The organism is Bombilactobacillus sp. ESL1097 (assembly GCF_058107205.1).
Genome location: NZ_JBYLUB010000002.1, coordinates 659,329 through 685,575 on the forward strand (window position 1 = coordinate 659,329; position 26,247 = coordinate 685,575).

Consider the following 26,247-nt stretch of genomic DNA (forward strand, 5'->3'; position numbering starts at 1 on the left):
GGGAGGAGTTGTGCTGGTTGGATGATTCATATCAATTTCTTTCAATTGGTGGGTTAACTTTTAATGTTGCCAATTGCTTGTCAACATTAATAGCTGCCGTGATTGTTTTTTTGGCCTTCTTTTTTATGTCACGCAAAATTAAAATGCGTCCAGGAAAAGCCCAAAATATGCTGGAATGGTTAGTTGATTTTACGAATAATATTGTTAAGTCATCGTTTCCCCAGAAGAGTGAAGCTCAACCATTTATGCTGTATGCATTTGTAATGTTTGCGTTTATCTTTATTTCCAACCAATTAGGCTTAATGTTTGAAATCATTGTTGGTGGTAAGACGTATGTTAAATCGCCAACATCGGATCCGATTGTAACAATGAGTTTAGGCATTATTACTTTGGTTTTATCGCATTATTTTGGCGTCAAAAAGCACGGCTTTGGTGGTTATTTAAAAACATATCTACAACCGATTGCTTTTTTATCACCAATTAACCTTTTGGAAGAGTTTACAAACTTTTTAACACTATCTTTACGGCTTTATGGAAATATCTTTGCTGGTGAAGTTTTGTTAAGTTTGATAACGAAACGTCTGGCACCATCATACGGAGTATGGACTTATATTGCTTCATTTCCATTAAGTATGATTTGGCAAGGTTTTTCTGTCTTTATCGGCGCTATTCAGGCTTATGTTTTTGTAGTTTTATCAACGGTTTATATTTCTGAAAAAGTAGTTAGTGAATAATGGAGGTATTTTAAATGAAATTTTTAGGTGCAGGTGTCGCAGCGGGTTTAGCAGCTTTGGCGGCTTCTTATGGTAATGGACACGTTATTTCCAAAACAATTGAAAGTATGGCTCGTCAACCAGAAATGTCTAGTAAATTACAATCAACTATGTTTATTGGTGTTGGTTTAATTGAAGCTGTTCCTATTTTAGCTATAGTTATTGCTTTCTTATTAGTCTTTTAATTACGAGAAAAACTTCTTTAGAAAGGAATGACGGTCGTGCAACCAGGATTATTATTGGCAGCACAATCATCCTCAACTGGTGATTCACTATTCGTCTTAGTATCCTTTATTGTCTTAGTGCTTTTAGTTAAGCATTTTGCTTGGGGTCCGATTACCAAAATGATGGATAAACGGGTGGATAAGATTACTGGTGATCTTGATTATGCAGATAAAGAGCGTAAACAAGCCGATGAATTGAAGCAAAAGCGTGTTGCAGCTTTACAAAATTCTAAAGCTGAAGCTGTCCAAATTGTTGCTGATGCCAAAAAGTCTGGTGAAGATCAACGAACTTCAATTGTTGATCAGGCACACTCAGAAGCACAAGATATTCATCAACGTGCTCAAGCAGATGCCCAACAGGCGAAAGCTGATGCGATGAAGTCAGTCCAACATGACGTGGCTCAATTATCAGTAGATATCGCGACACAGATTATTGGTCGTGAGTTGTCAGTTTCGGATCAACAAGACTTGATTGACTCATACATTAAGGAGTTGAATCCAAGCCATGAAACTAAATAAGGATGAAATTGGTCGCCGTTATGGAAGAGCTTTGTTTGAATTAGCTACAGAGCAAGATCAACAAGTTGAAATTCTTGAAGAGTTAGATGCTATTCAAGCAGTTTATGAACAAATTCCTGATTTAGGCGATATTTTAACTGATACGCGTTTATCTTCTTTGAAAAAACAGAAACTATTAGTTGTAATTAAGCAAAATGCTAGTACGTTAATGCAAAATTTTTTGCAGTTATTGTTTGAATATCATCGCCTAGATGCTTTTACCGAAATTAGACGATTTTATCAGGACTTGTATAATCAAGCAACGGGTGTTTATCAAGCAACGGTAACCACGGCTATTGAATTAAGTGATCGTCAACAAACCGCTTTAAAAAATGCAATTGGTCGCCAGTTTGCTGCAAAAAAGGTAATTTTAACGATTCATTTGGATCCGCAAATTATTGGTGGTTTGATTGTACAAGTTGGTGATCAAATTATTGATGGAAGTGTTAATTCGCGCTTGAAGCGAATGAGCCAATTATTGCTGAATAGTTAATTAAAGTATAGAGGTGAATTTGATGAGCATCAAAGCTGAAGAGATCAGTTCTTTAATTAAAGAGCAGTTAAAAAATTATCAAGATGATCTTGAAGTTGAAGAAATCGGTACTGTAACCTATGTTGGTGACGGAATTGCTCGTGCTCATGGATTAGATAATGTCATGTCCAATGAATTACTAGAATTTACTAATGGTTCATTTGGAATTGCCCAAAATTTGGAATCGACAGATGTCGGCATTATTATTTTAGGTAAATTTGATGATATTCGTGAAGGCGATAAAGTTAAGCGAACTAAACGGATTATGCAAGTGCCTGTTGGTAAAGAGTTAATTGGTCGGGTAGTGAATCCATTAGGTCAACCAGTAGATGGTTTAGGCAAGATTGACACTGATAAGACTCGTCCTATTGAAACGCCGGCTCCAGGTGTTATGGATCGCCAATCAGTTTCTGAACCTTTGCAAACCGGCTTAAAAGCGATCGATTCGTTAGTTCCAATTGGTCGTGGTCAGCGGGAATTAATTATCGGTGATCGGAAAACTGGTAAAACGTCAGTAGCGATTGATACTATTTTGAATCAAAAAGATCAAAATATGATTTGTATTTATGTAGCTATCGGTCAAAAGGAATCCACCATTCGTGCGCAAGTTGAAACGTTGCGGAAGATGGGAGCCATGGATTATACAATCGTTGTGGAAGCTGGTCCTAGTGAACCAGCACCGCTACTTTATATTGCACCTTATTCTGGGGCTGCGATGGGTGAAGAATTCATGTATAACGGTCAACACGTGTTGATTGTTTACGATGATTTAAGCAAGCAAGCTGCGGCTTATCGTGAAATTTCGCTATTGTTACGGCGGCCACCAGGGCGTGAAGCTTATCCAGGTGATGTTTTCTATTTGCATTCTCGTTTATTGGAGCGGGCTGCGAAGTTAAATGACAAATTAGGTGGCGGTTCCATGACCGCGTTACCGATTATTGAAACGCAAGCCGGCGATATCTCTGCTTATATTCCTACGAATGTTATTTCGATTACTGATGGACAGATTTTCTTACAAAGTGATATGTTCTATGCCGGCAATCGACCAGCTGTTGATGCGGGAACTTCAGTCTCTCGGGTCGGGGGCGATGCCCAGATTAAAGCTATGAAAAAAGTTGTTGGTACTTTGCGGTTAGATATTGCTTCCTACAATGAATTAGAGTCCTTTGCCCAATTTGGTTCTGATTTAGATGAAGCTACACAAGCAAAATTAAATCGTGGTCGTGTGACGATGCAAGTGCTCAAACAACCATTACATGATCCAATTCCGGTCGAAAAACAAGTTATTATCTTTTATGCCTTAACCAAGGGCTATATGGATAACTTGAATGAGGATCAGGTTGCTGATTATCAAACACAATTGTGTGATTACTTTGCTGGTAATCATGCTGATTTGTTAAAAGAGATTAAGACCACTGGTAATCTGCCGGACACTAAGAAGCTAGATAGTGCCGTTCATGATTTTACTGAAGGTTATCAAGCTAATTCAACTGAACAGCAAGCGCAGTAATAAGGAGGAAAAAGGCATATGGTAGAATCCTTAATGGATATTAAACGCCGCATTTCTTCGACTAAAAAAACTGGTCAAATTACGCATGCGATGCAAATGGTTTCGGGATCAAAATTAACGCAAATTGAGAAGAAATCTATTGCATATCAGTTATACGAACAAAAAATTAAAGAAACGATGGGGCATTTAGTTGCTAGTAAAATAGTTAATAATTACGAAAGTGAAGACCCCCAAAAAGGGGTTTTATCGCTGGATCACTTGTTAAAAGTGCGGCCGGTGAAAAAGACTGCTTATATGGTAGTTACTTCTGATCGTGGTTTAGTTGGCAGTTACAATTCAACTATTTTAAAGGCAACAATGGAATTATTAGAAAAGAATCACCACAATGATAAAAGCCAATTTACAATTATTGCTGTTGGTGGCACCGGAGCAGACTTTTTTAAAAAACGAGGCTACGATGTTGCCTATGAATATCGTGGTGTGGAAGATGTTCCAACTTTTTTGACTATTTCTAATTTGGTAAAAGCGTGCGTTGAGTTATTTGATGATGGCGTATTTGACCGTTTAATTTTATGTCATAATCATCATGTTAATTCATTAACTTCACAATTTGTGACCGATGAATTATTACCTATTTCACGCGATGTTGCAAACAAAAAAGATTTACAGCATCCCAAATTACTCCAAGAGTATATCGTTGATCCTGGTGTGGAAAGCGTCTTAGAAAAAATTGTGCCACAATATATTGAATCAGTAGTTTTTGGTTCAATTATGGATGCCAAAACAGCCGAACATGCTGCTTCAATGACTGCAATGAGAACGGCTACTGATAATGCTGATGATCTGATTGATAGTTTGTCATTACAGTATAATCGTGCGCGGCAGGCACAAATCACGACCGAAATTACCGAAATTATTAGTGGCGCGGCGGCTTTGGAATAAGGAAAGGAGTTATTTGAATGAGTCAAGGAAAAGTAGTTCAGGTTATCGGACCTGTTGTTGATGTATCATTTCCACTGGATGGCTCCTTACCAGATATTAACAATGCTTTACTTGTTAAGACTAATCAAGGAAATGAAATTACTTTGGAAGTTTCTTTGGAATTAGGTGATGGAGTAATGCGGACGATCGCGATGGCCGGAACCGATGGTTTACAACGGGGAACGGCTGTTGAAGATACTGGTCATCCGATTAGCGTTCCAGTTGGTGATGTGACTTTAGGACGAGTCTTTAATGTTTTAGGCGAACCAATTGATAATGGTGAGCCCCTTGAAGCGGATGTTCAACGGGAAAGTATCCATAAAGAAGCTCCTAAATACGAAGATTTAAATACGACTTCTGAAGTTTTGGAAACTGGTATTAAAGTGATTGATTTACTGGAACCTTACTTGCGCGGTGGTAAAGTCGGCTTGTTCGGTGGTGCCGGTGTTGGTAAAACTGTGTTAATCCAGGAATTAATTCATAATATTGCTCAAGAACATAATGGTATTTCTGTCTTTACCGGTGTAGGTGAAAGAACCCGTGAAGGTAATGACTTGTACTATGAAATGAAAGAATCTGGTGTGCTGGCTAAAACTGCGATGGTCTTTGGTCAAATGAATGAATCCCCCGGTGTGCGGATGCGGGTGGCTTTAACTGGTGTTACGATGGCTGAGTACTTTCGTGATGTGGAAGGTCAAGATGTGTTACTATTCATTGACAATATCTTCCGCTTTACACAGGCTGGTTCAGAAGTTTCGGCTTTGTTAGGGCGTATGCCTTCAGCGGTTGGTTATCAGCCAACTTTGGCGACCGAAATGGGGCAGTTGCAGGAGCGAATCACTTCAACTAAAAAGGGATCCATTACTTCTATTCAGGCGGTTTATGTGCCGGCGGATGATTATACTGATCCTGCTCCAGCAACAGAATTTGCCCATTTGGATGCCACTACCAACTTGGAAAGAAGTTTAACCCAACAAGGAATTTATCCGGCTGTTGATCCGTTAGCTTCAACTTCTAGTGCTTTGGATCCAGAAATTGTGGGTCAAGAACATTACGAAGTGGCAACCGAAGTACAGCATGTTTTACAACGTTACCATGAATTGCAAGATATTATTTCGATTTTAGGTATGGATGAATTGTCTGATGAAGAAAAGCAAATTGTTGCTCGTGCACGGCGCATGCAGTTCTTCTTATCACAGAATTTCCATGTTGCGGAACAGTTTACCGGTCAGCCGGGTTCTTATGTTTCTATTGAAGATACCGTTAAAGGCTTTAAAGAAATTTTGGCTGGTAAATATGATGATGTACCTGAAGATGCCTTCAGAAGCGTTGGAACTATTGATGAAGTTTTGCAAAAAGCTAAGCAAATGGGTTATCAACCAGCTGATGAAGCAGCTTCTACCACTAAAACTGATGATGTAGCAGCTAGTTAATGATAGGAGGTTAAGGTTATGGAAGACGATTCTGTCTTAACTGTCAATATTATTACTCCCGCTGGTCAAGTTTATTCTCATCATTCCAAACGTGTAGTAGCTCGAGCTAGCGATGGTGATTTGGGAATTTTGCCGAATCACTTACCAATTATCGCTACTTTGAAAATTGCTGAAGTACGCGTATTGCGAGCAAACAATGAACATCAAGAAGATGCGATTGCGGTCAATGGTGGCTATTTAGAATTTAAAGATAATGTATTAAATATTATTGCTGATAGTGCTGAACGGGCACGTAATATTGATTTGCGCAGGGCACGTTATGCTAAGCAACGAGCGGAAGAACAAATCAAGCACGCAGAGACTATTCAAGACATTGATGAAGTTAAACGAGCGCAGGTAGCCTTGGCCCGGGCAATTAATCGGATCAATGTTTATAATCATCGTTAAAATCCTCTTATTGATAAGAGGATTTTTTCTTTTCTAGCGATTGGTATGATAAAATCAATGATAGAAGTTTAGTAGAGTTGTTTGACAACTAGCTCTCAAACAGTTTTGGATTAAAAGGAGATTTTTCTGTGAAACAAGTCGGAATTCAAAGTTTATTAACTTTGTGTAGTCACGTTTTTTTTATTTGGATCGCGTTTTTAGCAATTCAAACGTTACACTGGGACAAATTATTACACAATCATACTAATAATTTAGGAAAAATTTTGATTACTTTTTTGGCGATTGCTTTAGGATATACTGTTAGTTCTTTTTTTATTAATTTAATTCAAACTTTTCAAAATTTGATTTTTATGTTTTAAAGTCATTGTAATTTATCGCTAATATCCATTTAGCGCAGCCAGTTATGTTATAATCCTATCTTGTGAAGACTTTTTTTGGAGGCTTAAAATGGCAAAATCGATTGGAATTGATTTAGGAACAGCTAATGTCTTAATTAATGTTCAAGGTGAAGGTATCGTTGTAAATGAACCCTCTGTAGTGGCAATTAATACGGATGATAATCATGTTTTAGCAGTAGGTACGAAGGCTTATCAAATGGTTGGTCGAACACCGGGCAATATTAAGGCTATTCGGCCTCTGAAAGATGGCGTAATTGCTGATTTTGATATTACGGAAAAAATGTTACAATACTTTATTGATGAAATAAATGTTAATTCCCGTTTCTCTCATCCCACGATTATGATTTGCTGTCCAACAAATATTACTTCTATTGAACAGCGATCAATTATTGAAGCGGCTGAACAAACTGGTAGTAAAGATGTTTACTTGGAATTGGAACCAAAGGTAGCAGCTGTGGGCGCTGGTATGGATATCTTTAAACCACAAGGTAACATGGTCATTGATATTGGTGGTGGAACCAGCGATATTGCTATTTTATCCATGGGCGATATTGCAGTCAGCAAATCAATGCGGTTGGCTGGTGATGAGATGAATACTGCCATCCAAAACTATGTCAAATTACACAATAATATTATTATCGGTGAACGCACAGCCGAAGATATCAAAAAACAGATTGGTTCAGCGTTTGAACCCGATCCTAATAAGCAAATTACGATTCGCGGTCGCGATGTTGCTACTGGCTTACCAGTGGGAGTAACTATTTCTGAAGTAGAAACTCAGGCGGCTTTAGCGGATATTTTAAATTCGATTATTGCAGGCGTTAAGACAGTTTTGGAACAGGCAGCTCCGGAATTAGCAGCTGATATTATTGATCGGGGAATTATGCTCACTGGTGGTGGTTCCTTAGTTAAGGGCATTGACAAATTGTTTGCACAGGAATTACAAGTTCCGGTGATTGTAGCTGAAGATCCATTAGATACAGTAGCTAAGGGTACTGGCATCTTATTAGAACGATTAGCTAATAATAAAAAGCGTTAGGTTGAATTATGAACGGATCATTTGGAAATCATTTAGTTAAAGTTATTTTAAAAATTATTTTAGCTTTTATTATTTTATTCATATTAGGCATGATGATTGGAGCTGTTATTGGCGGCGGTAATCCTTTAACGCCGTTGTTGCCAAGCACTTGGATTCATATCTTTAAGTTTTCTAATTAATTACCATGTTAATTAGGTTAATTAAGTTATATCAAAAGTATCTCTCTCCTTTACTGCCACCTAGTTGTCGATATTATCCGACTTGTTCGGCCTATATGATTGAAGCTATCAAAAAAGAAGGTAGCTTGCTTGGATTTATTATGGGATGTGCGCGGATTTTAAGATGTCACCCTTTTGTTAAAGGTGGATTTGATCCAGTTCCAGATCATTTTACGTTATTGAAAAATCGCCATCCTGAACAGTATGAAGATGAAATTATCGCGCAGCGGTTTCATCCTAAAAAATGAAAGAGGAATTTATGAGAACAAAAGAACGTAAATTTAATGTTAACTTAGTTGAAGCGGGTACCAACAGTTGGAAAGTGACTTTAGCTAAAGGACGTCAAGACCAAACCATTGCTCGAATCAATCAAAGTGATTCCAAGCATTTTGAAGTGACACTGATTGATGATAGCAATTCGACTAAATTAGTTGCGTCGGATTTAAATGAAGCGTTAAATATTGCCTTAATGCAATTTAATCTACATTTACACTAGAGGATTCGTTATGGGATTAGGAAGTAAATCTAAAAGTAATCTTGATGAAGATAATTCTCGCATTGATTACGGGGTTATTTTTTCGGTAATGCTCTTGGCTTTGATTGGTTTGGTTTCAATTTATGTAGCTGCTTCGCACGATTTAAGAAGTGGTGGCCCGTGGCATATGGTTCTTTCGCAATTGGTTTGGTATTTGATTGGGGCTATCGGTGTATTTATTATCATGCACCTTGATGCAGAACAATTATGGAGTATTGCTCCGTATGCTTACTGGATTGGTATCGGTTTATTAATTGCAGTATTGTTTTTTTATAGTCGTGAATATGCGGTGAAGACTGGCGCTAAAAGTTGGTTTGCTTTGGGTCCATTTTCCTTTCAACCATCGGAGTTAATGAAACCAGCTTTTATTATCATGTTAGGGCGCGTGGTGACGATTCATAATCACGCTTATCCTAAACATGATTTACACAGTGATTTAATTTTAATTGGACGAATTCTGTTATGGTCCTTACCAGTTATTTTATTGATGCTCTTACAAAAAGATTTTGGGACGATGTTAGTTTTCTTAGCCATTATTGCAGGTGTCATGTTAGTCTCCGGTATTGATTGGCGCATTTTGCTAACGTTGGTGGTCATTGTAGGAGTTTTAGGTGGTGGCGCCATTTATTTAGTGTCGACTGGTGATGGACGGCAGTTTTTGAGTCATTTAGGTTTTCATGCTTATCAGTTTGAAAGAATTGATTCTTGGTTAAACCCGTCAGGAGATACTTCGAATTCTAGTTATCAATTGTGGCAAAACTTAAAAGCAATTGGTTCTGGTAAATTATGGGGTAAGGGTTTTAACCATTCTAATGTCTATGTCCCTGTTAGAGAGTCGGACATGATTTTTTCAGTTATGGGTGAAAACTTTGGTTTTATTGGCTCCTGTTGCTTAATTTTGATCTATTTTATGTTAATTTCACAAATGGTAAAAGTGACCTTCGATACTAAAAATGAATTTTATGCGTATGTCTCCACGGGGATCATTATGATGATTTTATTTCATGTCTTTGAAAATATTGGTATGAGTATTGGTTTATTACCAATGACGGGTATTCCATTACCATTTATTTCACAGGGTGGTTCTGCACTATTAGGTAATATGATTGGAATTGGAATCATTATGTCAATGCGTTATCATTATAAGAGCTACATGTTTAGTAATAACGATTTTAAGTAAGCAGACGAATTGAAATGAATTTATTTTATAATGATGTAACAATTAAAAAAACACTTTAGGGTAATATTGATATGCCCCCAAAAATTAAGACAACAATCTTAATTTTTGGAGGCATTTTTTATGAGCAGATTATCTAAACAAGACAAAATTGATATTTACAATTTATGGAAAAATTATTCATACGGAATTAAGGAACTGTCCGAAAAGTTCTTGATTGAGCGATCTACTATTATATATTTGGTGGCTTTACTTGATCGACACGGTATTGAACTGCTGGATCGCCCATATATGCCCCATTCTGTAGAATTTAAAGAACAAGCAATCAATCGTGTATTACTGAATCACGAAACCATCTACTCGGTTTCTATTGATTTAGGATTAAAAAATCGATCGATATTACAATCTTGGATACGCAAATACAAAACAGACGGGTATAATGTGATTAATCATAAGAGAGGAAGACCAACTCATGAACGATCAAGCTCAACAAATCAAGCTTCTCCAACAAAAAATCCAAGACTTAGAGCAGCAGAACTTGAAAATGCATGTCGAGATCGAATTAAGAAAAAAGTTAAATACTCTGATCGACCAGTCCGATCAGAGGAACTAGTTCAAGCAATTATCAAGGTAAGAAAAGAATTCCGCGTCAGCGTTGAGTATGTCCTTAAAATCATTAATGAATGTTCTGATTTACCCAATTTATCCCGTAGTAACTACTACTACACAATCAATAAAACTGATAAAGATACCAAAAACCAAGCTTTAATGATCCAGATTAAAGAGATTTATGAAACTAACTGTCATCGCTATGGTTATCGTAGAATTACTTGTGAGTTAAGACGCAGAGGTATTATCGTCAATCATAAAAAGGTCTTACGCCTAATGAACAAACTAAAAATTTCAGGAATAGTTAGTAAAAAGCACAGTAAGTACAACAGTTATCGTGGACGCCAAGGTCATATCAAAGACAATTTAATTCAACGCAATTTTAGTGCAAATAAACCTAATCATAAGTGGTATTGTGACGTGACTGAGTTCAATCTTCATGGTCAGAAGACATATCTATCGCCTATCATGGATGGGTGTACGCAAGAAATTATTTCCTACACCATTTCTCGTAGTCCTAATCTCCAACAAACAATGACTATGTTGGAAAAAGCAGAGCATAAATATCCAAACTTGAAAGGTATCATTATGCACTCTGATCAAGGCTGGCAGTATCAACACCAAAGATTTCAATCATGGTTAAAACAACGTGGAATCAAACAATCCATGTCACGTAAAGGAAATTCACTCGACGATGGCTTAATGGAGGGCTTCTTTGGTATACTCAAGCGAGAAATGTATTATGGCTTTGAGAAACAATTTGAAAGCTTAGATGACTTAGAGGTAGCAATCAAGGAATATATTCATTACTATAATCATCAGAGAATCAAGATAAAATTAAAAGGACTAACACCGATTGAGTATCGGAAATTAGTCCTAAGTTAAAATTTAAAAACTGTCTTACTTTTTGGGTTCATATCATATCTAAGATGATTGATGCAGATATTAACTAAAGTGTTTTTTAGTTGTTAAATTTTTACTTTGATTCAGTGCCAGGCTGTTCTTTAATAGTCTGATTTTGTAAGTCGGTTCTCACGACCATGACATCGCAAGGAGCATTGCGAGTGACAAATTCTGTGACGGAACCAATTAATAAACGTTCGACAGCATTTAAACCAGTAGCTCCAATGACGATTAGGTCAATATTTAAATCTTTCGGAATAGTGCGGGCAATTTTGGTTTTGGGTGCACCATACTGAATCGAAGTTTTGACGGAAGTAACGCCCTTTTTTAAAGCTAATTGTTCATATTCATCAATGGTTTGTTGAGCAGTTTGAGAAACTTGTTCTACCATTGAGGAATCAAAACTGGAAACATCCTGAAAAGCTCTCGTATCCACAACATGTAAAATTGTTAATGCGGCCTGGTTACGCTTGGCAACCTCGACTGCTTTGTTAAATGCCATTTCTGCTTCAAAAGAACCATCAACTGGTACTAAAATGGATTGGTAATTTTGTAACATCAAATCCCCCCTAATAACTTATCTGCGATACAATAGCTATTTTAATTGATTTATAACAAAAATGCACATGTGAGTTACTTATCTAGTTGGACAACTATTAAAGAAAAACCACCGACAATTAAACTACCGATGACTAAAGTCGCTAAATTCCAATCAAGTGGTGCCCAAATTAATAGAATGATTCCTAGTAAACTGACTAAAAATAGGAAAGTGGCCGTAATGAGAGCCACTTTTTTTAATTGTGGTAAATTTTCTTGTTTAACAGCAATGAAAGGGTGATCTTTAGTAGTAATTAATAATACTGCCAAAATTAGCATAATAATAATAAAAATAGCAATTAAGAGTTTAATCATGACTGGTCCGCCTTGTTGGATTTATTTTGTAATATTTTTAAATGCTGGTAAGTCTTTTGTAAATTAGTTTCATATTGACTATTATTTTTGGCGTGATAATATTGCGTTCCTTTTAATTTAGTAGGTAAATATTGTTGAGCCACCCAATCATTTTTAAAATCATGTGGGTATTGATAACCTAAACCATGCTTCAGTAGCTGAGCACCTTGATAATGAGTATCTTTGAGATCATCAGGAATAGTGCCAATTTTACCGGTTTGAACGTCGGCTAATGCCGCATCAATTGCATTAATGCCCGAATTTGATTTGGGACTTAGACAGAGTTCGATGACACTATCAGCCAGGGGAATTCGAGCTTCTGGCAGTCCGACTTGCTCGGCTGCTTGACAAGCAACTACTGTTCGTTGGCAAACTGGAGGATTAGCTAGTCCGATGTCCTCATACGCACAGATCATTAAACGGCGAATGACTGTTTTTAATTCACCAGCTGCCAGTAAACGGGCCAAATAATGTAATGCCGCATCTGTATCGCTACCACGAATCGATTTTTGAAAAGCTGAAATGACGTCATAGTGGCCATCACCGTTTTTATCAGCAGTTAATGTTTTACGTTGCAAGGATTCACTAATGATTTCGGCGGTAATAACAATTTGTTTTTGCTCATTTTGCGGAGTCGATTTGACTGCCAATTCTAAGCCATTTAATGAGCTCCGTAAATCGCCTCCGGTAGCAGTAGTTAAAATTTCCATAGCAGAATCGGTGATTTGCACAGGATATTGACCTAGTCCTTGAGCTTGATCGCTTAAAGCACGCTGAATAGCTTGTTTAATATCAGAAGCGCTGAGCGGTTTAACTTCAAAAATTTGGGTTCGACTGCGAATTGCGGGATTGATAGCAATATAAGGATTTTCGGTGGTGGCCCCAATTAAAATAATTTGCCCACTTTCTAACAAAGGTAATAAAAAGTCTTGTTTGGTTTTATCTAAACGGTGAATTTCATCCAGTAGCAAAACAACCGTGCCACTCATCTTGGCTTCCTCGGCTACAATTTGTAATTGTTTTTTAGAGTCCGTGGCCGCATTAAGTTGGCGAAAAGCATATTGACTGCTGCCAGCAATGGCACTAGCAATGCTGGTTTTGCCGGTCCCGGGTGGACCATATAAGATCATGGATGATAAAAGTTTAGCTTGCACCATACGCCAGATGATTTTACCAGGGCCGACTAAATGTTGTTGTCCCACGACTTCAGATAAGGTTTTAGGACGCATACGATAAGCAAGAGGTTGACTCAAATTATGATCCTTTCTCACAAAAAAAAGCAACCCGAAGATTGCTTTTTTTGTGGAACAAAAGTAAATTACAAAATTTGGTTGTAAAATTCAACGACTAAGGATTCATCAATTTCTGGAGCTAATTCATCACGTTGTGGTAAACGAATTAACTTACCAGTCATTTTATCTTCGTCAAATTCTACAAATGGTAAACGTGCTACGTTAGCTTCCAAGGCATCCTTGACAACTTGTAAGTTTTGGGAACGATCACGTAAAGAAATTTCTTGTCCTGGTTGAACTTCATAAGAAGGAATGTCAACGCGTTTGCCGTCAACAGTAATATGACCATGATTAACCAACTGACGTGCTTGTGCCCGTGTAGTTGCTAAACCTAGACGGTAAACAATGCTGTCTAAACGAGTTTCCAATAAAATCATAAAGTTTTCACCATGTTTACCTTGGCGAATTTTACCGGCACGTAAGAAGACATTTCTAAATTGACGTTCATTTAAACCATACATTAAACGTAATTTTTGTTTTTCTTGTAATTGAGTACCATATTCTGATAACTTGTTCCGATTCTTGGGACCATGTTGTCCCGGAGCATAAGGACGACGAGCTAATTCTTTACCAGAGCCAGATAAAGAAATTCCTAACCGACGTGACTTTTTCCAAGTAGGGCCTGTATAACGCATAAAAAATTCCTCCAAAATTTTGATTGGAGTAAAATAATGAACGTTTGAGTTCAACATTCGTGCAGTTAATATTACAATCTTCACCTTTTGCAGCTGGAGGTTACACAATTGAACATTCGAGCTATTAACTGTTGACGAGCTTGTCACTCAGTGCTGCAATTATTTTACACGCAGTTAATTTTAGTTACTTTAATAGAAAAAGTCAAGCTTTTAAGCAACACGATTAATGGCTACAATAATAGTAGAATAGATTTTAAGACTTTTTTAAGGATTAATGATAGCTTTATTTGTTATAATAAAAATAAATTGCTAATTAATGTTCATATGAGAGGCTTAAATTTGATATTTTTTATTTTAGTCATTATTTTAATCGTTGTGATGATCATTGGTATCATTTACTTTTATCAGAAAAATTTAAAAACTATTAATCAGTTAACGGCACAATTTGATCAGCTCAAAGAAGACAACCTAGATACTATTTTGGATCAAATAGCCGATTTAAAATTAACTGGCGCTAGTTTAGATCATTTTCAAAAAGATCGTTCAGCTTATCAAGCTAGCAAAGGCCAAATTATAGATCTACAAACACAGTTGATTAGTATTTCAGAAAAGAATGCGAGTTTTCGGGTGTTGACGGCTTGGCATCAATTGAAGCACTTGACGCAAATTCTCACGGAGCAGAAGCAAAAATTACTAACTGCTAATAAGGGCTTAAAACAACTATTTCAAAGTATTCAACAAAACCAAACGACATTAAAAGATTTGCAGACCAAAGTTCAACAACAACAACAGTTGTTAAAGGATCGTGAAGAATTAGCTGATTTGGTCGTCCCTTTAAGTGAACAGTTAACACAAATCATGACGCAATTTGCACTCATTGAAGATAAAATTAATCAAGGTGACGCTTTGGCGGCCCAACAAGATCTACAACAAATTAAAGCTGCTTTAGCCAATTATCAGCAACAATTACAGCAAGTGCAACAGCGTTTAAAGATTGATTATTCCGAACAATTAAAAGAGTTACAAGCAGCGGAAAAGAAGATGCAATTTACCAGTATCAAAATGACTGATCCGCAGATTAGTACGGAATTGAAAGACATTAAGCAATTATTGCAACAAATGCATTTATTACTGGTGAAATTAAATTTTGACGAATTTGATCAGCTTAATCAGCAAGTCCAGGATAAAATTGACTATTTATATCATCGAATTACACAGGAATGGCGAGATAAACGCAAAGTTCAGCGTAATCAACCAGTAGTTGGCGATTTTATCCGGCATGCTGAACGTCAAAATCGGTTACTCAAACAAAAAATTAATCAGTTATTAGACGAGTACGTTGTGAATGAAGGTGAGCGGCAGCTAGCCAATTCCTATTCACAAAAAATTGCTCAGATTAAAACTGAATATCAAAAGCAATTGAAATTGATTCGGGATGAACAGGCTATTTTTTCCCAGGTTTGGCAACAGTTACAACAATTAAATCAACAATTACAAGATATCGAGCAACAACAAATTAAGATTGAGCAAAATTTAGATGGTTTAGTAGATGGCAGATCTGTGGCAACTAATTCTTATCAAGAATTTACGATTAAGTTAGATCATTTACAACGCCAAGTAGCTGTTTTGCACTTGCCTGGAACATCGAAAGACTATCAAAAATATTCTGCCATGGTTACAAAGGAAGTCAATAAAGTCGGGAAAATGTTAAAACAATTGCCGATAGATGTTGAAGAATTGACCAAGCAATTATTTGTGACACAAGAAGATTTAAATAATTTTGAACAGTTAACCCAGCAATTACTTGCTGATGTACAAATTACTGGGCGCCTGTTACAATATGCTAATAGATATGTTGCAACGGTGCCCGAAGTAAAAACTGCTGCTCAAAAGGCCCAGATGCAGTATGATCAAGAATTTGATTATCATCAGGCCGTACAAACGATTGCTACAGCTTTAGAGAAAGTTGAGCCAGGAGCAGTGCAACGAATTGAAGATTTGTATTATTCAGATTATCCTCAAAAGTCCTAAGCTTCGTAGTTAGGATTTTTTTCTTGGAATTGGGAGTGTTGAAGCTTTATGATTTATTTTGATAATAGTGCCACCACCTTAGTTGAACCATCAGTTTTAAAAACTTATCAACAGGTGAGTCATGATTTTTGGGGCAATCCTTCGAGTTTGCATCATTTAGGAGATAAGTCGACCCAAATTTTAGAGGCAGCGCGCCACCAAATTGCCACTAGTTTGGGTTGTGATAGTGATGAAATCTATTTTACTAGCGGTGGTTCCGAGGGTGACAATTGGATTATTAAGGGGACTGCTTTAGAAAAGCAAGTTTTTGGAAAACATATTATTTCCTCACAAATTGAACATCCCGCGGTGACTAATACTTTACATCAATTAGAAAAGTTGGGCTTTGAGGTCACTTACTTGCCAGTCGATAAAAGCGGTCATGTTCAGGTCGCTGATGTTCAACAAGCATTGCGTAAAGACACGATCTTGGTAACGATTATGGCCGTGAATAATGAAGTGGGCGCAATTCAACCGATTAAGGCGATTGGTGATTTACTGAAAGCTTATCCTAATGTTCATTTTCATGTGGATGCTGTACAAACAGTTGGTAAAAATTTACGTTCACAATTAATGCATCCTCGGATTGATTTTGCTACTTTTTCAGGTCATAAGTTTCATGCTCCGCGCGGCATTGGTTTTATTTATGCCAAAAAGCAACGGAAAATTGCGCCGCTAATTAATGGTGGCGGTCAAGAACAGAATTGGCGTGGTGGAACAGAAAATACACCCGCGATTGCCGCTATGGCCAGAGCTTGGCGTTTAGCCACAACTGATCAAGCAGCTAAAGCTAAAAAACAACAACAGTTGCGACAGATGTTATTTGATCATTTACAGACATTACCAAATGCTGTTATTTTTTCACAAATGGATGATAGTTTTGCACCGCATATTTTGTGTTTTGCGCTCAAAGGTGTGCGCGGTGAAACGATTGTGCATGCTTTTGAGGAGTATGATATTTATTTATCCACAACTAGCGCATGTTCGTCACGAAACGGTGAAGAATCGATTACTTTAAAAGCAATGCACGTTCCAGATCAAATTGCGACTAGTGCGGTACGAGTGAGTTTGGATGAGATGAATACAGTTGCAGAAATGCAGCAGTTTATTGAAGCACTAGATAAAATTTATCAACATTTTCAAGTTTTAAATTAGGAGAGCCACAAATTTATGGAATATACAGAAATTATGGTACGCTACGGAGAATTATCGACTAAAGGCAAAAACCGCCGGAGTTTTATTGACCGTTTACATGGCAATGTCGAAAAAGTTTTACATCCGTATCCGCAAGTACGAATTCATCCCAAAAGAGATCGCATGCATATTGCCCTAAATGGTGCTGATGCTCAAGGCGTTATGCAGCAGTTGAAATCGGTATTTGGCATTCAAAATTTTTCACCTAGTGTCCGGATTGCTAAGGACTTAACGGCTATTAAGCAACTAGCTTTAGCGATGGTTCAAGAGCAATATAGCGGAACACAAACTTTTAAAATTACTACTAAACGGGCCGATCATACGTTTGAGTATGATACGAATCAGATTAATTTGGCTGTAGGCGATTTTGTCAGTGAAAATTTACCAGATATTCAAGCAGAGATGCGCCAGCCTGATATTAAAATTCGGATTGAGATTCGGGTGGACGGAGCTTATTTATCCAGCCAGACGTATCAAGGTGCGGGCGGCTTACCAGTAGGAACCGCCGGTAAAGCGCAGCTAATGTTATCAGGGGGAATTGATTCACCAGTTGCTGGTTATTTGGCGCTCAAACGCGGTGTTGATATTGAGATGGTGCATTTTTATAGTCCGCCTTATACGAGTGAACATGCTTTACAAAAGGCAAAAGATCTAACTGTGAAGTTAGCCAAATATGCTGGTCATATTCAGTTTATTCAAGTACCTTTTACGGAAATTCAGGAAACGATTAAGCAGCAAGTTCCTGAGGGATACTTGATGACTGTTCAACGGCGTTTTATGTTACGTTTGACAGACTTGATTCGCCAACAACGTCAAGGCTTGGCCATTTTTAATGGTGAGTCGGTGGGGCAGGTAGCTTCTCAAACGTTAGAGAGTATGGCAGCGATCAATGATGTGACAACGACGCCAATTGTCCGTCCGGTTGCTACGATGGATAAAACCGAAATCATTAAAATTGCTGAAGAAATTGATACTTTTGACTTGTCAATTCAACCATTTGAAGATTGCTGTACTATTTTTGCACCACCACGTCCAAAAACGAAGCCTAATTTACAAAAAGCCCGGAAATATGAAGCGTTGTTAGATGTTGATGGGCTAATTAAACGGGCCTTGGCTGGAATTGAAGTAACTAACATCACACCATTTGATAGTTTTTTACAACAAAAGGATGAAGAAATCGAATCTTTGCTGTAATAAAACTTGACGTGTTAACTTTTTTTTCTTATTATTAAATAAATATTAAAAAGCAATGAGCAAGAGGCTTTGAGCAGTTGATTTACAGCGAGACTATCATAGTGAGAGTTAGTCGGTGAACTAATCAAAGTAGTAACTTGTGAGCTTGTCTGAATGACCGGGAATCCGTTATCAAATTAAGATAAAGTCATTGACTTTAAATTAGGTGGTACCGCGTATGCCCACATTCGTCCTAAGTAATTAGGACGATTTTTTTATTTTAGGAGTTGAAAATATGTCTGAAGAATTTACAATGTCCGCTAAATATGATCATAACGAAGTTGAAGCGGGACGTTATCAACAATGGGTGGATGACGGTTTGTTTAAGCCCAGCGGTGATAAAAAAGCCAAGCCTTATTCGATTGTTATTCCACCACCAAATGTCACTGGTAAGTTACACTTGGGACATGCTTGGGATACAACTTTACAGGATATTTTGATTCGTCAAAAACGAATGCAAGGTTTTGATACATTATATTTACCGGGAATGGATCATGCAGGAATTGCGACCCAGGCCAAAGTCGAGGCTAAACTGCGTGCGGAAGGTAAGACTCGGTTTGACTTAGGGCGTGAGGCCTTTGTTGATGAAGTGTGGAAGTGGAAAGAAGAATATGCTCAAATTATCCGTTCACAATGGGCTAAGATGGGCTTGTCCTTAGACTATTCCCGCGAACGTTTTACCTTAGATGAAGGATTATCAAAAGCGGTGCGCAAAGTGTTTGTTGACCTTTATAACAAAGGCTTGATTTACCGTGGTGAGTATATTATTAATTGGGATCCCCAATTACAAACAGCTTTGTCAGATATTGAAGTGGAGCATCAAGACGATGCTGGAGCTTTTTATCATGTTAAGTATCCGTTTGCTGATGGTTCCGGTTTTATTGAAATTGCGACAACGCGTCCCGAAACGATGCCGGGAGATGTGGCAATTGCAGTGTATCCGGGAGATGAACGCTACCAAGATATCGTGGGTAAGGAAGTGATTCTACCATTATTTGGTCGCAAGTTACCAATTATTGAAGATCATTATGTTGATCCTGAATTTGGAACTGGGATGGTTAAAATTACGCCCGCACATGATCCTAATGACTTTAAAGTCGGTAATCGTCATAATCTAGAGCGGATTAATGTCATGAACGCTGATGGAACAATGAATGAGCAAGCCGGTAAATATGCGGGAATGGATCGTTTTGAGGCGCGTAAGGCAATGGTTCAAGATTTAAAGGATCAGGGCTATCTTCTTAGCGAAGAACCAATTACTCATAGTGTTGGGCATTCAGAACGTTCTGGAGTGCAAGTTGAACCCCGTTTATCCACTCAATGGTTTGTGAAGATGAAACCCTTAGCTGAGATGGTGTTAAAAAATCAACAAACTGACGGCAAAGTCCACTTTGTGCCTGAGCGTTTTGAACATACCTTTGAGCAATGGATGGAAAATGTCCATGATTGGGTAATTTCTCGGCAATTATGGTGGGGACATCGCATTCCCGCTTGGTATAATAAAACTACTGGTGAAATGTACGTAGGCGAAACTGAACCTAAAGATGCCGAAAATTGGGAACAAGATCCAGATGTGTTGGATACGTGGTTCTCTAGTGCATTGTGGCCGTTTTCCACTTTAGGTTGGCCAGATGAACAAAGTGCTGATTTTCAGCGGTATTTCCCAACCAATGCCTTAGTTACTGGATATGATATTATTTTCTTCTGGGTAGCACGGATGGTCTTTCAAGGGTTAGAGTTTACTGGCGAACGGCCCTTTAAAGATGTTTTGATTCACGGCTTAATGCGTGATGAAAAAGGCCGTAAGATGAGTAAGTCTTTAGGTAATGGGATTGACCCAATGGATGTCATTGATCAGTATGGTGTTGATGCACTCCGGTGGTTCTTAATTACTGGTTCTGCGCCTGGGCAGGATACGCGATTTAGTTACGAAAAAGTGGGCGCTGCTTGGAACTTTATTAATAAAATTTGGAACGCTAGTCGGTTTGTAATTATGAATTTAGCCGATACTCCGGCACCAAAGACTATGCCTCAAGCACAACAACTAGATTTAGCTGACCAATGGATTTTGTCAGAATTAAATTCCACCGTAGAAAATGTTCTCCGATTGTCTGATAAGTATGAATTTGGTGAAGTCGGTCGCGCACTGTATAACTTTGTTTGGAATGAATTTTGTGATTGGTTCATCGAATTTAGTAAGGCCACGCTCAACGGAACTGATGAGACTAAGAAACAAAATAAACGCTATGTGTTAGCTTATGTTTTAGATCAAATTTTGCGTTTATTGCATCCTATTATGCCATTTGTCACTGAGAAAATTTGGTTAACGATGCCACATGAGGGGCAATCTTTGGTCGTTGCAAAATATCCACAAGTTCATCAAGAATTGGCACGGCCCCAAGCAGTGGAACAAATGCAAATTGTGATTGCGATTATTAAAGCCATTCGCCAGATCCGTTCTGAGGCCAATGCTCCCTTAGCGAACCCGATTGACATCTTAATTAAGCCGCAAGATACAACGAAGTTAGCTTTGATTCAAGCTAGCCAAGACTATATTGAACGCTTAGGCCATCCTAAAGATTTACAAATTGCCGTTGATTTAACGGCTCCCAAATTAGCGTTCAGTGCCGTTGTTGATGGAGCAGAGGTTTATGTACCATTAACGGAATTAGTCAACGTGCAAGATGAAATTGCGCGCCAAGAAAAGCAATTGGCTAAGATTCAAGTCGATATTGATTTCTTAAATAAAAAGTTAAGTAATCAAGGATTCGTTGATCACGCACCCCAAGCAGTGGTTGAACAACAACGAAATAAGTTGCAAGATAATCAAGAACGCTATGCTAAAATTCAAGCGCGCATTCAAGAATTGAAAAATAATTAGTTTTTATTGGAAAAGATAACGATAAGAGGTTGAGACCAAGGTCTTAGTCACTAATTGTAGTCAAAGTGCACAAAAGGCTTCTGGCGAACGATTGTGATTATAAGCATAGCGGTGGAAAGGCACGCTGGTCTCGCCTCTTTTTTGTGTAGTAAAAAAGGAGTAATGACATTGATTACTAATTATCAAGCGGCATTAGATTACATTCACAGCTTGCCCCACCTGCATCAACAAAATACGTTAATGTTTGTTAAGCGGGCTTTAGCCTACTTTGATAATCCCCAGAATCAAATCAAAACTGTCCATGTCACAGGAACTAACGGTAAAGGGACTACTTGTTATTATTTAACACAATTATTAGTGAAGAGTCATCAAAAAGTCGCCACTTTTGCTTCACCATATGTAGTAGACTTTACCGAGCGCTTCTTAATTAATGGTCAGCCGATCACTCCTCAAAAAATTATTGCCTTGACTAATCAAGTCAAACAAGCAGTGAGTGATTTACAGAAATTAGATGAGCAGTTTTATTTAGTTGAATTTGAATTTTTAGTAGTGATGATGTTCTTATTATGTGTCCAAGAAAGAGTAGATTATGGTGTTATTGAAGTCGGAATTGGGGCACAACATGATAAAACCAACGTGATTACACCTGAGCTATCGATTGTGACAAATGTAGCCATGGATCATTCTGCTTTGATTGGTCCGACACTATTGGATATTGCTCAAGAAAAAGCCGGAATTATTAAACCCCAGACGCCAGTGATTTTGGGGGCTTTAACTCCTGCTGTGCAACAAGTTTTTCTACAGCGGGCGCACCAATTAAAGGCCCCAGTTTATAGTTGGCGAAAGGATTTTCAAGCAACTGATATTCACGTTCAAGCTGTGCAACAGACTAATTTTACTTGGTCTAATAAACAGTTTGTTTATAAAGATTTGCAATTAAAAACTTGTGCGCAATCACAAATTATTGACGTTGCTTTAGCGTTACAAGCGTATCATTTGTTAATGCCTAATCCGCAACCAGCAGTCATTCATGCTAGTTTAAAAGTGCCCGGTTTGTTAGCACGGATGCAAGTCTTACAAAGTAAGCCCTTGGTAATTGTTGATGGTGCACATAATTTAGCAGCCATTCAACAGTTAATCAATGATTTACAGCCTATTAGGAAAAACCGTTCGTTACAAATTTTGTATGCTGCGATGAATGATAAACAGCATCAAAAAATTTTACAGCAATTGGCCACGGTAGCTACGAAAATTGTGGTGACTAGTATGCCAGAAGCCCGGGCAGCGACTGCTCAAGATTATTGTTTACCGACCAGTGCAACTTTTATTGAATCATGGCAAACAGCGTTGGTACAATCGCTTCATGATTTACAAAATTCTGAGATCTTATTAATTTGTGGCTCACTACATTTTGCTGGAGAGGTGTTGCGTTATTACAAAGAAAAGTTTTGATTTTGCATAGTTTATTTTGAGGTGAAGAAAATGAACTTAGAGCAACAACCCGCGCAATGCGGTGGTCAAAACTTGACCTTATCACAATTATTGGTCAGGCTGTTAGCTGGTGACACTAATCAACAAATAGTGCAACATTTTGTGCAAATGGTGGCTTTTGAAAGTCATGATTTTAAAAATCTCGCGGTATTAGATAATTTCACTGATTTTAAATGGCGCCAATTTGATTCGAATTTAATTAGTCAATTTCAAATTCTTTGGGAAACGGCCCAACGTTTGGTAGCCCAGCAGCAGTTAGTTGTGGGAGAAAAAATAACGATCGCACAATTAGCGCAGCATTTATTAACGAAATGGCGTCAATTACAACATGAAGAGTTAATCGGCTATTTTTTTAATAATCAAAGCCAGTTGTTATTAGAAAAAATTATTTTTAGAGGTTCATTACAACAAGCAGCTGCGCAACCGCGCGAAATTTTACGATTTGCTTTACAACTACCTTGCAGTCAATTGTTAATTGCGCATAAGCATCCGAGTGGTAATCTCCAGCCATCTACCGCGGACATTATTTTTACACAAAGATTACAAAATTGTAGTAACTTGTTGGGAATTAAATTGCTGGATCATTTGATTATTGGCGACGATCAATTTAGCAGTTTTCAACGACTAGAATTATTGTAAAGATAATGCAATAAATATTTTTGAATTAAATTTTTGTATGATATACTTTAATAGATAGACTAAGTACTGTTATTTAAGGAGATAGTGTTTTGTTTGGAATGCGGTCACGAAAAGTAGGTATAGATTTAGGAACTGCGAATACAATTGTTTATGTTGATGGGCAAGGAATTGTTTTGCGTGAGCCCTCAGTAGTTGCCAAGAAGACGGCAACTGGTGAAATCGTTGCTGTAGGTGCTGAAGCTAGAGCAATGATTGGCAGAACTCCCGGAAGTATTAAAGCCATTCGGCCGATGAAAGATGGAGTTATTGCAGATTATGATACAACTGCAGCCATGATGAAGTACTTTTTGGATAAAGCAGTAGGCAATACCAAACCTGATGTGATGGTTTGTGTCCCTAGCGGCGTCACTGAAGTAGAAAAACGAGCAGTTATTGAAGCTACACAAAATGCTGGTGCTCAGGAAGCTTATCTAATTGAAGAACCGTTTGCTGCAGCCATTGGTGCTGGTTTACCAGTTATGGATCCAACCGGTAGCATGGTGGTCGATATTGGTGGTGGAACCACTGATGTGGCAACTATTTCTTTAGGTGGCATTGTGTCGAGTCGTTCTATTCGGATGGCTGGTGATAAATTTGATGAGTCCATCATTGCATATGTTCGTAAACAATTCAGTTTGTTAATTGGCGAACGGACTGCTGAACAACTCAAGATTGAAATTGGTTCAGCTTCATTACAGAGTGCAGAACAATTGGGAGACACGAGCATTCGAGGACGTGATTTAGTCAGTGGTTTGCCGAAGACCGTTGACTTGTCAGCAATTGATGTGGCGACCGCGATTCATGAAGACATTGAAGAAATTGTGACAGCTATTAAAGAAACTTTGGAAGCTACTTCTCCAGAAATTGCCGCAGATATTATTGACCATGGCATTGTTTTAACCGGTGGCGGCGCTTTATTAAAGAATTTGGCGGATGTTATTTCGGATTCGACGAAAGTTCCCGTTTTTGTGGCACAGGATCCTTTGGATTGTGTGGCTATTGGAACTGGTGAATCACTGAAAAATCTGGAAGTAATGAAGCGTAATAAATAATAGGTGGGGCAGCCCACTTTTTTAATTATCTGGAGGTTTGCAATGCGAAACTTTTTTTCTAATAAAAAGTTGATTATCATCATGTTAGTAGTCATTGCCACCTTCGGCATGATTGCTGCTTCAGTGACTTTTAGTGATCGTAAGTCACAACCATCAGTCATCCATCAGTTAGGAAATGATACAATTGGTGTTGTTGGTAATGTGATAGCTTATCCTGCTAATACGGTACGGAGTTGGGGAAGCGAAATCAGTGATTTAACAAAGACGTATCAAGAAAATCGGCATTTGAAAAAACAAATTGATGATTTAGCACAAACGAAAGCACAAAATAGTGTTTTAAAAAAAGAAAATCAAGATTTAAAAAAGCAAGTTAAATTGAATAAGACGTTAACTGATTACCATCAGATATCGGCTGCTGTGACAGCAAGATCACCTAATGAATGGCAAAACTATTTAATTATTAATAAAGGTTCGATTGCTGGTTTGAAAAAAAATATGCCGGTGATGTCCGGATCTGGCTTGGTTGGGCGAATTATTGAAGTTAATCGGACTAACTCCAAGGTTAGTTTAATTTCCACTGACAAATCATTAAGTAATAAATTTGCGGTCGAAATTGTCAAACCACATGGTAATGATGCGAGCGGAATTATTGGGCGTTACGATAAGGACAATAATTTGCTAGTTATGACCAATGTCACTTCTACTAAAGGCATTAAAACCGGTCAACAAGTGGTTACTTCTGGTCTGGGTGGTTTGACCCCTCGTGGTTTGTTTGTTGGTAAGGTAGTTGCCATGAAAAAGGATGATTATGGCTTAGTCTCTTCAGTTTATGTGAAACCAGCAACAGATTTAAATAACTTTACGATTGTGACGGTTATTAGTCGAGATGTTTAAACAGATTGATTTGAGAAATAAGACTACTAAATATATTTTGCAAGTACTGTTATTATTAGTCGGCTTTTTTTTGGACGGCTTGTTAAAGCAATTTTTTGCAGTCTTTAATTTACCGTCTTTTCAAGTTTCAGTGCAGATCTTACTCATCATTATTGTTATGATGATTTTACGCGATCAACAAGTGGACAGTCACTTGTTTTGGTATACTCTAATTTTAGGAATTGTTTATGATTCTTATTATTCACATATTTTTGGTTTGTACACTATTGTGTTACCACTAGTGGGCTGGTTGACTAATAAGATTCGGAAATTTGTGCCGAAAACGCTTGTTTTTGAATGGTGTATTTACTTTATCAGTTTGACGGTTTCTTTAATTTATTTATTTTTGATTGGTAATTTTTTAAGTTTAATTACAGTAGATATTGCGCATTTTGTCACTGATTGGTTAGGTCCAACATTGTTAGTTAATTCCATCTTCTTTGTCATTTTGTATTATCCTTTGACCAAAGTTTTAGACTGGTTGATGTAAAATAAGTGGG

The 26,247-nt window shown here is 37.7% G+C and carries 28 protein-coding genes; 24 read left to right on the plus strand and 4 right to left on the minus strand.

Features of this window, described 5'->3' with window-relative positions; translation table 11 throughout:
- Window positions 1-17: 17 nt before the first annotated feature.
- The 15 genes from atpB to AC3B6D_RS07190 all read left to right on the plus strand — a co-directional run bounded on the left by atpB (window position 18) and on the right by AC3B6D_RS07190 (window position 11,319).
- A complete protein-coding gene (atpB, locus tag AC3B6D_RS07120; RefSeq protein ID WP_489757785.1) occupies window positions 18-734 on the plus strand; it encodes a F0F1 ATP synthase subunit A in 717 nt (238 codons plus the stop codon).
- A 14-nt stretch (window positions 735-748) separates the two neighbouring features.
- The gene (gene atpE, locus AC3B6D_RS07125) at window positions 749-958 is read left to right on the plus strand and encodes a F0F1 ATP synthase subunit C (protein WP_489757786.1); all 210 of its coding nucleotides are present in this window, start codon (window positions 749-751) and stop codon (window positions 956-958) included.
- Between the two features lie 27 nt (window positions 959-985).
- A complete protein-coding gene (gene atpF, locus AC3B6D_RS07130; protein ID WP_489757787.1) occupies window positions 986-1,516 on the plus strand; it encodes a F0F1 ATP synthase subunit B in 531 nt (176 codons plus the stop codon).
- Window positions 1,503-2,048, plus strand: a complete 546-nt coding sequence (gene atpH / locus AC3B6D_RS07135; RefSeq protein WP_489757788.1) for an ATP synthase F1 subunit delta — start codon at window positions 1,503-1,505, stop codon at window positions 2,046-2,048. The genes atpF and atpH overlap by 14 nt, the downstream gene beginning before the upstream one ends.
- 22 nt (window positions 2,049-2,070) lie before the next feature.
- A complete protein-coding gene (atpA, locus tag AC3B6D_RS07140; protein WP_489757789.1) occupies window positions 2,071-3,597 on the plus strand; it encodes a F0F1 ATP synthase subunit alpha in 1,527 nt (508 codons plus the stop codon).
- A gap of 18 nt (window positions 3,598-3,615) precedes the next feature.
- Window positions 3,616-4,539 carry a F0F1 ATP synthase subunit gamma gene (locus tag AC3B6D_RS07145; protein ID WP_489757790.1) on the plus strand — a complete coding sequence of 308 codons (924 nt, stop codon included), beginning with the start codon at window positions 3,616-3,618 and terminating at the stop codon, window positions 4,537-4,539.
- A gap of 17 nt (window positions 4,540-4,556) precedes the next feature.
- On the plus strand, window positions 4,557-6,011 hold the full coding sequence (gene atpD / locus AC3B6D_RS07150) for a F0F1 ATP synthase subunit beta (RefSeq protein WP_489757791.1): 1,455 nt from the start codon (window positions 4,557-4,559) through the stop codon (window positions 6,009-6,011).
- Between the two features lie 18 nt (window positions 6,012-6,029).
- Complete coding sequence (locus AC3B6D_RS07155) at window positions 6,030-6,458, plus strand: F0F1 ATP synthase subunit epsilon (protein ID WP_489757792.1); 429 nt, start codon at window positions 6,030-6,032, stop codon at window positions 6,456-6,458.
- Between the two features lie 128 nt (window positions 6,459-6,586).
- Window positions 6,587-6,817 (plus strand): DUF1146 family protein, encoded by a 231-nt coding sequence (locus tag AC3B6D_RS07160; RefSeq protein WP_489775268.1) that lies wholly within the window; start codon window positions 6,587-6,589, stop codon window positions 6,815-6,817.
- A gap of 88 nt (window positions 6,818-6,905) precedes the next feature.
- Window positions 6,906-7,895, plus strand: a complete 990-nt coding sequence (locus AC3B6D_RS07165; RefSeq protein WP_489757794.1) for a rod shape-determining protein — start codon at window positions 6,906-6,908, stop codon at window positions 7,893-7,895.
- Between the two features lie 8 nt (window positions 7,896-7,903).
- Window positions 7,904-8,074 (plus strand): DNA-directed RNA polymerase subunit beta, encoded by a 171-nt coding sequence (locus AC3B6D_RS07170; protein ID WP_489757795.1) that lies wholly within the window; start codon window positions 7,904-7,906, stop codon window positions 8,072-8,074.
- Window positions 8,075-8,079: 5 nt separating this feature from the next.
- Entirely contained in the window at window positions 8,080-8,361 is a 282-nt protein-coding gene (yidD, locus tag AC3B6D_RS07175; protein ID WP_489757796.1) for a membrane protein insertion efficiency factor YidD, read from the plus strand.
- A gap of 11 nt (window positions 8,362-8,372) precedes the next feature.
- Window positions 8,373-8,609 carry a DUF2969 family protein gene (locus AC3B6D_RS07180; protein ID WP_489757797.1) on the plus strand — a complete coding sequence of 79 codons (237 nt, stop codon included), beginning with the start codon at window positions 8,373-8,375 and terminating at the stop codon, window positions 8,607-8,609.
- Window positions 8,610-8,619: 10 nt separating this feature from the next.
- A complete protein-coding gene (locus AC3B6D_RS07185; protein ID WP_489775269.1) occupies window positions 8,620-9,828 on the plus strand; it encodes an FtsW/RodA/SpoVE family cell cycle protein in 1,209 nt (402 codons plus the stop codon).
- Between the two features lie 120 nt (window positions 9,829-9,948).
- Window positions 9,949-11,319, plus strand: coding sequence for an IS3 family transposase (locus AC3B6D_RS07190; RefSeq protein ID WP_489769279.1), 1,371 nt, complete (start codon window positions 9,949-9,951; stop codon window positions 11,317-11,319).
- 91 nt (window positions 11,320-11,410) lie between these two features.
- Here AC3B6D_RS07190 and AC3B6D_RS07195 read toward each other — a convergent pair whose 3' ends face one another.
- The 4 genes from AC3B6D_RS07195 to rpsD form a co-directional block, all read right to left on the minus strand.
- A complete protein-coding gene (locus tag AC3B6D_RS07195) occupies window positions 11,411-11,896 on the minus strand; it encodes a universal stress protein (RefSeq protein WP_489757799.1) in 486 nt (161 codons plus the stop codon).
- Between the two features lie 74 nt (window positions 11,897-11,970).
- Entirely contained in the window at window positions 11,971-12,249 is a 279-nt protein-coding gene (locus tag AC3B6D_RS07200; RefSeq protein ID WP_489769692.1) for a hypothetical protein, read from the minus strand.
- Window positions 12,246-13,541, minus strand: coding sequence for a replication-associated recombination protein A (locus AC3B6D_RS07205; protein ID WP_489775270.1), 1,296 nt, complete (start codon window positions 13,539-13,541; stop codon window positions 12,246-12,248). The genes AC3B6D_RS07200 and AC3B6D_RS07205 overlap by 4 nt, the downstream gene beginning before the upstream one ends.
- Window positions 13,542-13,606: 65 nt before the next feature.
- Window positions 13,607-14,215, minus strand: coding sequence for a 30S ribosomal protein S4 (gene rpsD / locus AC3B6D_RS07210; RefSeq protein WP_489775271.1), 609 nt, complete (start codon window positions 14,213-14,215; stop codon window positions 13,607-13,609).
- A gap of 339 nt (window positions 14,216-14,554) precedes the next feature.
- Here rpsD and AC3B6D_RS07215 point away from each other — a divergent pair, with 339 nt between their 5' ends.
- The 9 genes from AC3B6D_RS07215 to mreD all read left to right on the plus strand — a co-directional run bounded on the left by AC3B6D_RS07215 (window position 14,555) and on the right by mreD (window position 26,237).
- Window positions 14,555-16,246, plus strand: a complete 1,692-nt coding sequence (locus AC3B6D_RS07215; protein WP_489775272.1) for a septation ring formation regulator EzrA — start codon at window positions 14,555-14,557, stop codon at window positions 16,244-16,246.
- A 48-nt stretch (window positions 16,247-16,294) separates the two neighbouring features.
- Window positions 16,295-17,440 (plus strand): cysteine desulfurase family protein, encoded by a 1,146-nt coding sequence (locus AC3B6D_RS07220; protein ID WP_489757804.1) that lies wholly within the window; start codon window positions 16,295-16,297, stop codon window positions 17,438-17,440.
- Window positions 17,441-17,455: 15 nt separating this feature from the next.
- Complete coding sequence (gene thiI, locus AC3B6D_RS07225; RefSeq protein ID WP_489775273.1) at window positions 17,456-18,673, plus strand: tRNA uracil 4-sulfurtransferase ThiI; 1,218 nt, start codon at window positions 17,456-17,458, stop codon at window positions 18,671-18,673.
- A 274-nt stretch (window positions 18,674-18,947) separates the two neighbouring features.
- Window positions 18,948-21,593, plus strand: coding sequence for a valine--tRNA ligase (locus tag AC3B6D_RS07230; RefSeq protein ID WP_489775274.1), 2,646 nt, complete (start codon window positions 18,948-18,950; stop codon window positions 21,591-21,593).
- A 168-nt stretch (window positions 21,594-21,761) separates the two neighbouring features.
- Entirely contained in the window at window positions 21,762-23,045 is a 1,284-nt protein-coding gene (locus tag AC3B6D_RS07235) for a bifunctional folylpolyglutamate synthase/dihydrofolate synthase (protein ID WP_489775275.1), read from the plus strand.
- A gap of 30 nt (window positions 23,046-23,075) precedes the next feature.
- Entirely contained in the window at window positions 23,076-23,723 is a 648-nt protein-coding gene (locus AC3B6D_RS07240) for a JAB domain-containing protein (protein WP_489775276.1), read from the plus strand.
- A gap of 98 nt (window positions 23,724-23,821) precedes the next feature.
- Window positions 23,822-24,814 carry a rod shape-determining protein gene (locus AC3B6D_RS07245; RefSeq protein ID WP_489758052.1) on the plus strand — a complete coding sequence of 331 codons (993 nt, stop codon included), beginning with the start codon at window positions 23,822-23,824 and terminating at the stop codon, window positions 24,812-24,814.
- Window positions 24,815-24,856: 42 nt separating this feature from the next.
- A complete protein-coding gene (gene mreC, locus AC3B6D_RS07250) occupies window positions 24,857-25,708 on the plus strand; it encodes a rod shape-determining protein MreC (RefSeq protein ID WP_489757809.1) in 852 nt (283 codons plus the stop codon).
- Window positions 25,701-26,237: a rod shape-determining protein MreD gene (gene mreD, locus AC3B6D_RS07255; RefSeq protein WP_489769697.1), complete on the plus strand. Its 537-nt coding sequence runs from the start codon at window positions 25,701-25,703 to the stop codon at window positions 26,235-26,237. The genes mreC and mreD overlap by 8 nt, the downstream gene beginning before the upstream one ends.
- Window positions 26,238-26,247 lie beyond the last annotated feature (10 nt).